This is a genomic window from Burkholderia sp. IMCC1007 (assembly GCF_027257875.1).
In the GTDB taxonomy this organism is placed as follows: Bacteria; Pseudomonadota; Gammaproteobacteria; order Burkholderiales; family Burkholderiaceae; genus Burkholderia.
Genome location: NZ_JAPVQY010000001.1, coordinates 194286 through 207185 on the forward strand (window position 1 = coordinate 194286; position 12900 = coordinate 207185).

Here is a 12900-nt window from a genome sequence, read left to right on the forward strand (position 1 = left end):
CGAGACACCCCTGAAGGCCGGCCCGCACGCGGCCGGCTCGTCCGAATCCACGGAGACATGATGAAACTCATCGAAGAACTGTTCGACCTGCGCGGCAAGGTCGCCGCGATCACGGGCGGCGCGCGCGGCATCGGCGCCGAAACGGCACGCACGCTGGCTGCGGCTGGCGCGAGCGTCGCGATCCTCGACGTGCTGTCGCAACCGGCGGAAACGCTCGTCGACGAGATCCGCGCACAGGGCGGGCAGGCCGCGTTCTGGTCGCTCGACGTCACGCACGAGGCCGACGTGTCGCGCGTGTTCGGCGAGATCGTCGCGCGCTTCGGCCGCCTCGACGTGCTCGTGAACAACGCGGGCATCGAAGGGCACAACGTGCCGACGCACGAGCTCACGCTCGCGCAATGGCAGCGCGTGCAGGACGTGAACGTCAACGGCGTGTTCCTGTGCACGCGCGCGGCGATTCCGCACATCGAAGCGGCCGGCGGCGGCTCGATCGTGAACCTGTCGTCGATGTACGGGATCGTCGGCGGCCCCGACGTGCCCGCATATCACGCGTCGAAAGCGGCAGTGCGGATGATGGCGAAGGTCGACGCGATGCTGTACGCGACGAAGAACATCCGCGCGAACTCGGTGCATCCCGGCTACATCCGCACGCCGATGCTCGAGGACGCGTTCCGCCAGATGGGCCAGGATCCCGACCGCGCGTTCGAATACATGCAGACCCACGTGCCGATGGCGAAGATCGGCAGCCCGCGCGACATCGCGGCCGGCATCCTGTACCTCGTGTCGCCGGCAGGCCGCTACGTGACGGGCGCGGAACTGGTGATCGACGGCGGGTATACCGCGCGCTGACGCGGCGCGGCCGTTGCAACGAAACAGGAGACACGCAGTTGAAAGTGCTCGTGGCAGTGAAGCGCGTGGTCGACGCGAACGTGAAGGTCGGCGTGAAGTCCGACCGCACGGGCGTCGACATCGCGAACGTGAAGATGTCGATGAACCCGTTCGACGAAATCGCGGTGGAAGAGGCCGTGCGGCTGAAGGAGGCCGGCGTCGTGACGGAGGTGGTGGCCGTGTCGGTCGGTGTCGCACAAGCGCAGGAAACGCTGCGCACGGCGCTCGCGATCGGCGCGGATCGCGCGATCCTCGTCGAGTCGAACGACAGCGTCGAGCCGCTCGGCGTCGCGAAGGTGCTGAAGGCGCTGGTCGACAAGGAAGAGCCGCAGCTGGTGATCCTCGGCAAGCAGGCGATCGACGACGATTCGAACCAGACCGGGCAGATGCTGGCCGCGCTGGCGGGCCTGCCGCAAGCGACGTTCGCGTCGAAGGTCACGATCGCCGACGGCCGTGCGACGGTCGCGCGTGAAGTCGACGGCGGCGCGGAAACGCTGTCGCTGCAATTGCCCGCCGTCGTGACGACCGATCTGCGCCTGAACGAGCCGCGCTACGTGACGCTGCCGAACATCATGAAGGCGAAGAAGAAGCCGCTCGAAATCGTCAAGCCCGACGCGCTCGGCGTGGACGTGACGCCGCGTCTGAAAGTGCTCGAGGTGAACGAGCCGCCGAAGCGTGCGGCCGGCGTGAAGGTGCCGGACGTGAAGACGCTGGTCGACAAGCTGAAGACCGAAGCCAAGGTGCTGTAACAGGGGAGTGCAAGGACATGACGATTCTGGTAATTGCCGAGCACGATGCGGCATCGGCAGGCGGCGCATCGCCGATCAAGGCCGCGACGTTGAACGCGGTGGCGGCGGCGGTCGAAGTGGGCAAATTCGTCGGCGGTGACATTCACGTGCTGGTTGCCGGCCACGACGCGCAGGCGGCAGCCGATGCGGCGGCGAAGATCGCGGGTGTCGGCAAGGTGCTGCTCGCGGATGCGCCGCAGCTCGCGAACGGTCTCGCGGAAAACGTCGAAGCGACGGTGCTGACCATCGCGGCAAACTACTCGCACGTCGTCGTGCCGGCGACGGCCTACGGCAAGAACATCGCCCCGCGCATCGCCGCGAAGCTGGATGTCGCGCAGATCTCCGAAATCACGGCGGTCGTGTCGGCCGACACGTTCGAGCGGCCGATTTACGCGGGCAATGCGATCGCGACGGTGCAGTCGAACGATCCGGTCAAGGTGATCACGGTGCGTGCGACGGGTTTCGATCCGGTTGCAGCGGAAGGCGGCAGCGCTTTAGTCGAGAAGATCGAAGCGGCAGCCGATGCGCGCGTGTCGCAGTTCATCGGCCGGGAGGTGACGAAGCTCGATCGCCCGGAACTCACCAGCGCGAACATCATCGTGTCGGGCGGCCGCGGTCTCGGCAGCGGCGAAAACTATACGAAGGTGTTGGCGCCGCTGGCGGACAAGCTGTCGGCAGCGCTCGGCGCATCGCGCGCCGCGGTCGACGCCGGCTACGTGCCGAACGATTATCAGGTCGGCCAGACCGGCAAGATCGTCGCGCCGGAGCTTTACATCGCGGTCGGTATTTCAGGCGCGATCCAGCACCTGGCCGGCATGAAGGATTCGAAGGTGATCGTCGCGATCAACAAGGATCCGGACGCGCCGATCTTCAGCGTGGCCGACTACGGCGTGGTCGGCGACCTGTTCACGCTCGTGCCGGAAGCGGCCGCGGTGCTCTGACGATGCCGCTGTTCGAATTCAACGGGAAGCGGCCGCGCGTCGATCCGTCCGCGTACGTGCATCCGAGCGCGGCCGTGATCGGCGACGTGACGATCGGCGCGGGCTGCTACATCGGCCCGCATGCGAGCCTGCGCGGCGATTTCGGTGCGATCGTCGTCGAGGCGGGCAGCAACGTGCAGGACGGCTGCGTGCTGCACGTCGGCATCGGCGAGACGTGCCGGCTCGGCGTGAACAGCCATGTCGGTCACGGCGCGATCGTGCACGGCGCGATGCTCGAACCGGACACGATGATCGGGATGAACGCGGTCGTGATGGACGGCGCGACGATCGGTGCGACGACGATCGTTGCGGCGTGCGCATTCGTGAAGGCCGGCTACGACGTGCCGGCGGGCGTGCTGCTCGCGGGTGTGCCGGGGCGCGTGGTGCGGCGGCTGAGCGACGCGGAGATCGCCGCGAAGGCGAACGGTACGCGGATCTATCAACGGCTCGCGGCGGATTGCCTGAAGACGCTCGTGGAGATCGACGACGTGCAGGCGCCGCGTGTCATCCTGAAGACGACGCGCGCTTGACGGCGCGAAAGCCGTCGCGCGTCGGCATGAATTCGGCAAACCCGCGTGCGTCGAGCGCCGCGCGAAGCCGAGCCGAAAGCGCGGTGCCATGCACGTCGAGTGCCGTGTAGCACGGCGGTGGCGAATCGCCGCCATGGTGCTCTTCGATCGCGTCGAGCATGTTCTCGCTCCAGCTTTCCGGATCGTCGCCGTAGCGGCCGAACTTCGTGACACCGCCTGCATTGCCGGGCATGCGCGCCGTGCGCGATTCGTGCCAGATCTGCTCGATGACCGCATCGTTTGCGTCGCTCGTGACGACCCACGTGTGGCGGACGCCGGCGGCAATCTCGCGAATGCGTTCTGCGCACGCGGGATCGACGACAAGCGCGATGGTATGAGCGTCGGTCATGGTTTTTCTCCGGGTTTTTGCCGATGGCGTGGCGCCGTCGTGCATGCGGGCCCGATGGTTCGGGCTCGATCGATTGCCTGATGCGGCGTCGTTGTCATAAGATCGACGTCAGCCCAGTCCTCCGCCTTCGACGCCGAATGAAAACACCGATACGCCTGCGCGTCGCCATCATCGCATCGACTCTCGCGTTCTATCACGTGTTCATGCACGTCCAGTGGATCATCAGCGGGTGCATCGAATTCCGCGGCAGGCAACATTGCAGCTTCGAGAACACCGCGAATTTCGAAGGGATGATGGACTTCGATCTGCTGCTGACCTGCGCGTGGGTCGCGGGCGCCGTGATGGCGTGGTTCGCCGTCGTACGTGCGCCGAAGAAGCCGGGTTGACCGCGCGACGACCTCGGCGAGGATCACGGATGCGCCGCGCGCGGCGGCGGGTGTGCCGCCGTCAATGCCCGACGGTCGCCGTCATGCCGGTCGAATAGCGTTCGCCTGACGCAGCCCCCGCCCCGTGCGCTCACGGTCGTGCCGTGGCCGCTGATTTTCACGTTTTTCATCCTCGATATCCTTTGACGAAGCGCGATGCCTTGCGAAACGGCGCGTTTCCCGTGCCGCCGGCGGTCTATCGGGCGAAGTTCACCGGCAACTACGAACATCGCACGATCACGGGCGGCATCGGCCACAATCCGCCGCAGGAGGCGCCGCAAGCGTTCGCACAGGCGGTGGTCGACGTCGGGCGCTTCTGACTGGCGGCCGTTGCCGCGATGGGTGTCGCGGCGGCGCTATTGCGTGCGCACCGGCGCCGGCCGATCGTGCCGGATCGCGAGCGACAGCGCCGCCAGCCCGCACGTGGCGATCAGCATCAGCAATGCGCCCCGGCCGGCATGCACCATCACCCACGCGCCGATGGAAGGGAACCCGAACGCGCCGATGAAATACGATGCGACGAACCACGTCAGCACGCCGTGCCGTTGCGTGTCGGGGCAATCGTTGACCGCTTGCGCCTGGATGACCGGGTACATGAGACCGTAGCCGGCGCCGAGGAGAACGGCCGCGACGGACTGCAGCGATGCATGTGCGGTCGCGCCGAGCATCGCGAGCGCCCCGAGCAGCATCATCACGAGCAGGCCTTTGGTCGCAGTTTCGGGGCGCGCCATCCTGACCCATCTTCCGAGCAGCCAGCGCGCGCTGATCACCGTCACCGTGTAAAGACTGAAGAATGTGCCGGCACGCGCTTGCGTGCCTTGCATGAACGACATCTGAAACGTCATCAGGCCGGAGAACACGCAGGTGCCGAGCGCGACCATCGCGATCGGCGCGGCCGCCCGCGTGCGCGAGATGGCGCGCAGCTCGCGCACCCAGCGGCCGCCGGGCATGCCGGCGGGCGGCCGCGGTGACAAGCGGCCGAACGCTTCCAGCATCAGCGACGCGAGCACGCACAGCGCGCCGACCGCGTAAAGCGTGTCCTCGATCGACCAGTGCAGCGACCGCATCGCATACGCGGCAAACGCCGGAGCCGCGCCGATTCCCGTCATCTGGAACGTCGCCGATCGAAAGAACCAGGTGCCGCGTTCCGCACCGCTGGTCCGCTCGGCGAGCGACATCGGCGTGGCCAGGTGAAACGCGCCCCAACCGAAGCCGACCAGGAAGCCGGACGGCAGGTCGGCGTACGGCGCGCGCCCGACGAGTGCGAAGCCGATGATGCCGGCACCGATGCACAGCGACGACAGCGCGGCGATCCGTGCCGTGCCGATCTGTTGCGAGAACCAGCCGACGAACGACAAGCCGGCGAACGTACCGACCGTCGCCGCGGCGAACGCGGCGCCGGTATCGAGGTCGCTACCGCCGATCGCGTGGAAGCGCATCGACAGCAGAAAGGTCGCGCCGTAGCCGCCTGCGGTAAGCAGGGTGCCGACGAGGAAGAGCAACGCACTTTGAACGCGCATCAAGGGCATCCGGGGCAGCATCGACGATCGGGCCGTCGCCGATTGCGACATAGTATGGACGAGGACGGTCCGGGATGCCGCATTCTCGACGTCGCGGCCGTGCGGGCGGCCGTTGCAGAGCGTGGCCCGAACGCCATTCGCCGGACGCTTCATTTCGCTGCGCGCGCCGCATCGCGGACCGCGCGTGACGCCGCGATCCATGCGCCGCTGCGCGGCTGTCGGACGCGACGCGGCGTCTCTTTCAAGCGCGTGCCGACGCGCATCGCGCGTACTTTGCTTTCGCCAGTGCAGTGCACTAGATTCGAAGCGTTACGTGCCACCGATCGCGCGAGGTGAAGCCATGACGCCGTGGGAGATTCAGGGAACCGAGCTGATCAACTGCAATTGCTCATACGGTTGTCCCTGCCAGTTCAATTCGCTGCCGACGCACGGCCACTGCGAGGCGATGGGTGCGATTTCGATCGACAGCGGTCACTACGGCGACGTGGTGCTCGACGGCGTCCGGATCGCGGTCGTGTTCCAGTGGCCGGGTGCGATTCACGAAGGCCGCGGCCGTTGCCAGCCCATCGTCGACGACGGGGCGAGCCCCGCGCAATGCGAGGCCGTGCTGAAGATCATGACCGGTCAGGATACCGATCCGTTCGCGACGATGTTCTCGGTGTTCGCATCGACGCTCGAACAGGCCTACGACCCGATCTTTGCGAAGATCGAGTTCGACGTCGATGTCGATGCGCGGCGCGGCCGGATCAGCGTCGACGGCGTGTTCGACCTCGTCGGCGAACCGATCCGCAATCCGATTACGGGTGCCGAACATCGCGCACGGATCGACCTGCCGCACGGTTTCGAATACGAGCTGGCCGAGATCGGCTCGGGCACCAGCCACTCGCATGGCCACATCGAGCTCGATCTCGAGCGCACCTATGCGCAGTTCGCACGGCTGCACCTGAACAATCACGGGGTGGTCCGGCATCGCGCGATGGCATGAACCTCGTGGGCGGTTTCCTCGGGCGCGAGCGCGTCGTCACGCTGCTCGGCATGGCCGCGCTCGTCGGCGCGTGCTGGGCCTATCTGTGGACCGGCGCCGGGACGGGCATGTCTGCGCTGGACATGACGGCGGTCGCGCTGTTTCCGCATCGGCTCGCCGACGACATGGGCGCGATGGATCCGTCGCTGCCGACCGTGATCCTGATGTGGTGGGTGATGATGATCGCGATGATGACGCCCGGCGCCGCGCCGCTCGTGCTGCTGTACCGGCGCGTGCTGCGGCATCACGGTGCGGCCGGAGCCGCTTCGACGCTCACGTCGGCGTGTCTGCTGGCCGGCTATCTGGCCGCGTGGCTCGCGTTTTCGGTCGGCGCGGCCGTGCTGCAGATGCTGCTGCAGCCGGCCGGCCTGATCTCCGGGATGATGCTGTGGTCGAAGAGCGCCGTGCTGTCTGCACTCGTCCTCGCGCTGGCCGGCATCTATCAGTTCTCGCCGCTGAAACAGGCATGCCTGCGGCAATGCCGGTCGCCGGTGCGTTTTCTCACCAAATACTGGCGCCCCGGAATGATCGGCAGTTTCCTGCTCGGCGTGCGCCACGGCGCGTTTTGCGTCGGGTGTTGCTGGCTATTGATGGTGCTGCTGTTCGTCGGCGGCGTGATGAACGTCGTGTGGATCGTCGCGCTGTCGCTGATCGTGCTCGCCGAAAAGGTGCTGCCGGGCGGCGAACGTATCGGCCGCGCGCTGGGTGTCGTGCTGATCGCATGGGCCGTCGCGACGCTGCTCGTGTAACCGGAGCGGTCGTGCTGCGAGGTCGGTGCAACTGCCGGCGCCGGCCCCGATAAATACGAACGTATCCGCCGCTTAGCCGGGAGATCGCCGATGAAGATCCAATGCGTTGCCGCCGCTGCCGCCGCTGCCGCCGCTGCATTGACGGTCGTTGCGATGCCGGCCTGCCGCGCCGGCAGCATGCCGGACATGAACATGGGCGACATGAAGATGTCGGCGCCGGATGCCGCACTGACCGATGCCGAAGTAAAGCGCATCGACGCCGCGCACGGGATGGTGACGCTGAAGCACGGCGCGCTGCAGAACGTCGGGATGGCGCCGATGACGATGACGTTCAAGGCCGGCGACCCGGCGATGATCGAGCCGCTGCATGTGGGCGACAAGGTCAAGGTCCGGGTCGAGCGCGTGAACGGCACGCTGACGATCGTGAAGCTCGTGAAGCGGCCGTGATACTCGCCGACCTGCACGATCCCGTCAGCCGGCGCCCGCTCCGGCGATCGCGGGCGGCTCGAATGCCGTGACGGGGGGCGGGTTCGCAAAGCGCTCGACTTCCACCAGCGCCGTTTGCGCGACGGATCCCTGCGTCAGTTCCGACGTCCCCTTGTCGAGGGTGACGACATTGGGATTGCCATGTTTTTCGAGCGTTCCCGGCTGCCCGCCGTGCAGCGGGTCGTACCACGCGCCGGTGGCGATCTGCACGACACCCGGCACGAGGAAGTCGGCGAGCACGACACCCGCGAGGAACGCGCCGCGATCGTTGAACACGCGCACGACGTGCCCGTTGCGCAGACCGCGGGACGCCGCATCGGCTGGATGCATGTAGAGCGGCTCGCGCGCGGCGACCTTGCTTGCCCGGCTGACCGACGCCGGGTCGAGCTGACTGTGCAGCCGGGTCGCCGGCTGGTTGGACAGCAGATGCAGCGGATGGCGCGCAGCGTCGGCGGCGCCCAGCCATTCCTGCGGTTCGAGCCACACCGGATGCGCCGGGCAATCGTCGTAGCCGAACTGCTCGATCACGCGCGAATGGATCTCGATCTTCCCGGACGCGGTCGCCAGCGCGTGGCCGACCGGATCGCGGCGGAATGCTTCCAGCAACACGGTGCGCGCGTCGGGCTGCGGAAACCGGTACTGGCCGTCGGCCCAGAACGTCGCGAAGTCGGGAACCGCGAAGCCGTTCTTCCGTGCGGTGTTTCTGGCGACGTCGTACATGTGACGCAGCCAGCGCGATTCGTCGCGCCCTTCGTCGTAAGCCGACCGGAAGCCGAGCGCGTCGGCCACGTCGGCCAGGATGTCGAAGTCGTTCCGCGCGAGGCCGACGGGTTCGATCACCTGTCGCATGGCGAGCCAGTACGGCGCATGCTCGTGCGCGAGGATGTCGTTGCGTTCCATCGTGGTCGTCGCGGGCAGCACGATGTCCGCGTGCCGTGCCGCCGGATTCCACCACGGTTCGTGCACGATCACGGTCTCCGGTTGCTGCCACGCGCGCAGAAAGCGATTCAGGTTCGCATTGTGGTGGAATGGATTGCCGCCGATCGAATAGACGAGCCGGATATCCGGAAACGTGATCGTCTCGCCGAAACACCGGATCTGCTGGCCAGGATGCAGCAGCATGTCGGCCACGCGCCCGACCGGCACGTAGGTTTTCACGGGATTGGGCCCGAGCGGCAGCGTCGGCCTCGGCATCCCGTCAACGCGCGGCGCCTGCATGCCGTTGACCGCGCCGAAGCCGAGGCTGAAGCCACCGCCGGGCAGGCCGATCTGGCCCAGCATCGCGGCCAGCGTCACCAGCATCCACACCGGTTGCTCGCCGTGGTCGGCACGCTGGATCGACCAGCTCAGGTTGATCAGGGTCCGATGCGCCGCCATCGACCGCGCGAGTTCCCGGATGCGCGAGGTCGGGATACCGGTGATCTCCGCTGCCCATTCGGCGCTGCGCGGCGTACCGCCGTCGCGGCCGAGCAGATACGCTTCGAACGGTTCGAACCCCTCGCAGTAGCGGGACAGGAAGCCGGTGTCGTGCAGTCCTTCGTCGACGAGCGTGTGCGCGATGGCCAGCATCAACGCCGTATCGGTATGCGGCCGGATCGGGATCCATTCCGCGCGGGGCCCCGCGGGCACGTCGGCGCGCGACGGACTGATCACGATGAACGGCGGCCCCTGTTCGCCGGCCCGCGCGTACCAGTCGACGTTGTCGTGGATCACGGCGCCGCCCGCGTCGAGCTGCGTGTTCTTCATCGCGGCGCCGCCGAACATGACCATCAGTTCGGTCGATTCGATCACGTCCGGCCAGGACGGCACGAGGTTCGTGATATCGGCGCGCCCGAGGATGTACGGCATCACGCCGAGTGCCGCGCCGAAGCTGTGATTGCCGCGTTTGTCGACGTAGCCGCCGTGCAGGCCGAGGAGCCGCTTCAGCACGCTCGGCCCGTGATGGAAGCGCCCGGCGCTGGCCCAGCCGTAGGAGCCGCCATAAATCGCTTCGTTGCCGTGCTGGGCCTTGACCCGCGCAAGCTCGTCGGCGACGAGGCGCAGCGCGTCGTCCCAACTCACCGGCACGAAGGTGTCGCCGCCGCGGCGGTCGCGGTTGCGCGAGCGCAGGTAGCCGGCGCGCACATAGGGCCGGTCGATGCGCAGCGGCCCGCGTACGATTTCCGGCAGCCCGCCGACGAAGGTCGCGGGATGGCGGTCGGCATCAAACGGCGTCATGCCCGTGATCGCGCCGTTGCCGTCGGTAAGCACGTTGTAGACGCCCCAGTGCGAAGCGGTTTGGATGGATCGTGTCGTCATGTTCGTCTGCTGTGTCTGAGCGCGACTGCGGTTGGAAGGGCCGCCGACGATTCGCGTCCCGGCGACGATGGCAGCGGGTTCATTCGATCGCGCAGCCGGTGCTATCCTCGGCTCCAGGCCGGAAGGGCCGGCGAACGTCGTTGGCGCTCGCGATGTGCCGGCCCGGTGCCAATGTACTGCCGGCTTTTTTCCCGCACTGCATGGAAACAGTCAGTTTTCGATTCGAATGCGACAGACGAGATCCGTGACGGCCGTTCCGGCCCTGCGGTTGCGCGCGTTGGCGGACGGCGAGCAACTGGTGTCGATCGTGCGCGAAGGCACGACCGCCGAATCGCCGCGCCATGTGCATGGTTGCGGTCAGTTGCTCTATCCGGAGCGCGGCGCGGCGTTGCTGGAAACGGAGCGCCACCTCGTCCGGCTCGGTCCCGGCCAGGCCGCGTGGATTCCGCCCGACGTGCCGCATTCGGTTCTGATGGGTCGCCCGTATCGTTACCACAGCGTTTATATCGGTGCGGCCCTGTATGCAGAGCCGACCTTCTCGGTGTCGCACGTGAGTCCGCTGCTGAAGGAGCTGATCCTCGACGCGGAGCGGTGGGACGACGCCGACGCATCGTCGGATCTGCGGTTCTGGAAAACACGGGTCATCGTCGAAGAGATCCGCCGCGCGCCGCGCGTTGCGGCCGGCATGCCGATTCCCGACGATCCGCGCATTGCCGTCATCTGCCGCGCGCTGGAAACCGATCCGGCGGATGCGCGCATGCTGGGCGACTGGGCCCGTCAGGTCGGCGCCAGCGAAAAGACGCTTCAGCGGGCCTTCGTCAGGACGACCGGCATGTCGTTTCAGCAATGGCGTACCCATTCACGCATGACGAAGGCGCTCGAAATGCATCGCGGCGGCGCTCGGCTGATCGATGTCGCGGTCGCCGTCGGCTATTCCAGCGAAGGCGCGTATGCGCATGCGTTCCGGCAGTTCTACGGCTATTCGCCGGGGCGGATGAAGCCGCGTTCGACGGTGGAGCGGTCCGATTGAACGCACGGTCGGTTCGCAGAGGGCGAACGCGGCGTCTGCCGCGCTAACCCGCATCGTTGCCGGCAATATCGTCAGGTTGCGCGAAGTTCAACTCGACGCCATTGCCCGCCGGATCGCTGAAAAAGATCTGAAGCTGGCGCGTGAGCGGCACATAGGTGCGCGAGTACCGGACCTGCGCGTCGGCGAGGCGCCGTTCCATCTCCGCGGTGTTCGCGCAGGAAAACGCCATATGGTCGAACGTATTGACCGCGTGCGCCGGCCGCACCTCACCGGGTCGCGCTTCCGACAGGTGGAGAATCGCCTGCGCCCCCGCGTAGAGCCAGTAGCCGTCGCTCTGGAACGGCGGCCGATAGCCGGGTTCGAGGCCCACGACGTTCACGTAGAAGTCGCGCAGCGTATCGAGCGTCGCCCGATCGGCGCGCAGGTTGTAGTGATCGAGTCCGATGACTGACATGGCGGGTTGTCCGGTTTGTGCAAGTTATGCATTGCACAGCATCGCGCAGCGCGGGTGTCCTGTCACTCCCGGCTCCCTTTGATCGCCGCAGCCGGGCGCGCAAGCCCGCGGGCCGGCAGCGGCGTCGACATCACGATCGACGTGCGGGTTTCGCCGTACAGGTTGATGCGTTCGATCAGCTGTTCGAGGTGCGCCATGCGCGTGGCCACGAGCCGCAGCACGTAGGAATCCGCGCCGGTCACGTGATGGCACTCGACCACTTCGGGAATCGTCTCCAGCAGCTTCAGGAATTTTGCCTTCGCGGGCTGCTGTACCGTGATGCCGATCAGCGCGCTCACCGGGTAGCCGGCCGCGGCCGGATCGACCCGCGCCGTGTAGCCGTCGATCACGCCGGCCGATTCGAGGCGCTTCACGCGTTCGGTCACCGCCGGCACCGACAGGTGAACCTGGCGTGCCAGCTCCGTGTAGCTGATGCGGCCGTCGGCCTGCAGCAGCGCGAGTACCTTCCAGTCGAGATCGTCCATTGCGGTGGAGTATTTAAGGTGAAACAGCCATTTTTCCTTAAAAACCTTCTTCAGCGGCGATCGGATTTTCCCTACGATGCCGATACATCCCCACTGCCTGACGCAAGGAGCCGGCCATGCTGTTCATCAAGTCCGTCGTGATCGGATTGTCGATCGCGGTGCCGGTCGGCCCGATCGGCATGCTGTGCATCCAGCGCAGCCTGACCCGTGGATTTCAGGCGGGGTTCGCCACCGGCATCGGCGCGGCCTGCGCGGATGCGATCTACGGGCTGCTCGGCGCGCTGGGCGTCGCGGGCATCGCCACCGCGCTCCCGATGCTGACCGTCGCGCTGAAGATCGGCGGCGGCGCGTTCCTCGTGTGGCTGGGGTGGTCCATCGCGCGCCAGGCGCCGGCCGCGGCGGCCGTGCAGCGCGACGGAGCGCGTACGACCGTGCTGCGCGACTTCCTGACGACCTTCGGCCTGACGCTGTCGAACCCGATGACGATCGTGTCGTTCATCGGGATTTTCGCGGCGCTGGGGCCGCTGTCGGCGGCGCCGGACGGTGCGATATGGATGACCGTCGCGCCGATGGTCGCCGGTGTGTTCGCGGGGTCTGCCGCGTGGTGGCTGTGCCTGAGCGGTGCGACCGCCGCGCTGCGCACGAAGATGTCCGGCGCGTTCATGCACGGGCTGTCGCGTGTGTCGGCCGTCGTGATCGCAGGGTTCGGCGCGATTCAGCTGATAGCGGGCGTGCGCGGCGTCGTCTGGTCGTGAAGAGGAACTGCGGTGCGCTACGAACGCATTCGCTCGATGCGGACGGATCCGCGCCCGCGCC

The 12900-nt window shown here is 67.1% G+C and carries 15 protein-coding genes and 1 pseudogene; 11 read left to right on the plus strand and 5 right to left on the minus strand.

Features of this window, described 5'->3' with window-relative positions; all coding sequences use genetic code 11:
- Positions 1-60: 60 nt before the first annotated feature.
- Genes O1Q03_RS01050 through O1Q03_RS01065 form a run of 4 tightly spaced genes read left to right on the plus strand, consistent with a single transcriptional unit; the run spans position 61 to position 3186 of the window.
- Positions 61-849 (plus strand): SDR family NAD(P)-dependent oxidoreductase, encoded by a 789-nt coding sequence (locus O1Q03_RS01050; RefSeq protein WP_269501170.1) that lies wholly within the window; start codon positions 61-63, stop codon positions 847-849.
- A gap of 38 nt (positions 850-887) precedes the next feature.
- Positions 888-1637: an electron transfer flavoprotein subunit beta/FixA family protein gene (locus O1Q03_RS01055; protein WP_269501171.1), complete on the plus strand. Its 750-nt coding sequence runs from the start codon at positions 888-890 to the stop codon at positions 1635-1637.
- Between the two features lie 17 nt (positions 1638-1654).
- Positions 1655-2617 carry an electron transfer flavoprotein subunit alpha/FixB family protein gene (locus tag O1Q03_RS01060; RefSeq protein ID WP_269501173.1) on the plus strand — a complete coding sequence of 321 codons (963 nt, stop codon included), beginning with the start codon at positions 1655-1657 and terminating at the stop codon, positions 2615-2617.
- Between the two features lie 2 nt (positions 2618-2619).
- Positions 2620-3186: an acyltransferase gene (locus O1Q03_RS01065; protein WP_269501174.1), complete on the plus strand. Its 567-nt coding sequence runs from the start codon at positions 2620-2622 to the stop codon at positions 3184-3186.
- Here the strand turns inward: O1Q03_RS01065 and O1Q03_RS01070 are convergent.
- Positions 3161-3574, minus strand: coding sequence for a hypothetical protein (locus tag O1Q03_RS01070; protein ID WP_269501175.1), 414 nt, complete (start codon positions 3572-3574; stop codon positions 3161-3163). The two genes, O1Q03_RS01065 and O1Q03_RS01070, sit on opposite strands and share 26 nt — an antisense overlap.
- 137 nt (positions 3575-3711) lie before the next feature.
- Between O1Q03_RS01070 and O1Q03_RS01075 the strand changes: the two genes are divergently transcribed.
- A complete protein-coding gene (locus O1Q03_RS01075) occupies positions 3712-3960 on the plus strand; it encodes a hypothetical protein (RefSeq protein ID WP_269501176.1) in 249 nt (82 codons plus the stop codon).
- 206 nt (positions 3961-4166) lie between these two features.
- A pseudogene (locus O1Q03_RS01080) lies at positions 4167-4319 on the plus strand (alpha/beta hydrolase); the annotation flags it as partial.
- A 36-nt stretch (positions 4320-4355) separates the two neighbouring features.
- Here O1Q03_RS01080 and O1Q03_RS01085 read toward each other — a convergent pair.
- Positions 4356-5519: an MFS transporter gene (locus O1Q03_RS01085; RefSeq protein WP_269501522.1), complete on the minus strand. Its 1164-nt coding sequence runs from the start codon at positions 5517-5519 to the stop codon at positions 4356-4358.
- Positions 5520-5859: 340 nt separating this feature from the next.
- On the opposite strand from O1Q03_RS01085, the gene O1Q03_RS01090 reads away from it, so the two are divergent.
- The 3 genes from O1Q03_RS01090 to O1Q03_RS01100 all read left to right on the plus strand — a co-directional run bounded on the left by O1Q03_RS01090 (position 5860) and on the right by O1Q03_RS01100 (position 7739).
- Complete coding sequence (locus O1Q03_RS01090; RefSeq protein WP_269501178.1) at positions 5860-6504, plus strand: DUF1326 domain-containing protein; 645 nt, start codon at positions 5860-5862, stop codon at positions 6502-6504.
- Positions 6501-7292: a DUF2182 domain-containing protein gene (locus O1Q03_RS01095; protein ID WP_269501180.1), complete on the plus strand. Its 792-nt coding sequence runs from the start codon at positions 6501-6503 to the stop codon at positions 7290-7292. Before O1Q03_RS01090 ends, O1Q03_RS01095 begins: the two co-directional genes overlap by 4 nt.
- A 90-nt stretch (positions 7293-7382) precedes the next feature.
- On the plus strand, positions 7383-7739 hold the full coding sequence (locus tag O1Q03_RS01100) for a copper-binding protein (protein ID WP_269501182.1): 357 nt from the start codon (positions 7383-7385) through the stop codon (positions 7737-7739).
- Positions 7740-7763: 24 nt separating this feature from the next.
- On the opposite strand, the gene O1Q03_RS01105 is transcribed toward O1Q03_RS01100, so the two are convergent.
- A complete protein-coding gene (locus O1Q03_RS01105; RefSeq protein ID WP_269501183.1) occupies positions 7764-10076 on the minus strand; it encodes a molybdopterin-dependent oxidoreductase in 2313 nt (770 codons plus the stop codon).
- 244 nt (positions 10077-10320) lie between these two features.
- Between O1Q03_RS01105 and O1Q03_RS01110 the strand changes: the two genes are divergently transcribed.
- Positions 10321-11106 (plus strand): AraC family transcriptional regulator, encoded by a 786-nt coding sequence (locus O1Q03_RS01110; RefSeq protein WP_269501184.1) that lies wholly within the window; start codon positions 10321-10323, stop codon positions 11104-11106.
- A gap of 43 nt (positions 11107-11149) precedes the next feature.
- On the opposite strand, the gene O1Q03_RS01115 is transcribed toward O1Q03_RS01110, so the two are convergent.
- Together O1Q03_RS01115 and O1Q03_RS01120 are read right to left on the minus strand one after the other, a co-directional pair.
- Positions 11150-11560 carry a VOC family protein gene (locus tag O1Q03_RS01115; protein WP_269501185.1) on the minus strand — a complete coding sequence of 137 codons (411 nt, stop codon included), beginning with the start codon at positions 11558-11560 and terminating at the stop codon, positions 11150-11152.
- Between the two features lie 62 nt (positions 11561-11622).
- Positions 11623-12084, minus strand: a complete 462-nt coding sequence (locus tag O1Q03_RS01120; RefSeq protein WP_269501186.1) for an Lrp/AsnC family transcriptional regulator — start codon at positions 12082-12084, stop codon at positions 11623-11625.
- Positions 12085-12200: 116 nt separating this feature from the next.
- Here O1Q03_RS01120 and O1Q03_RS01125 point away from each other — a divergent pair, with 116 nt between their 5' ends.
- A complete protein-coding gene (locus O1Q03_RS01125; RefSeq protein ID WP_269501187.1) occupies positions 12201-12839 on the plus strand; it encodes a LysE family translocator in 639 nt (212 codons plus the stop codon).
- Positions 12840-12900 lie beyond the last annotated feature (61 nt).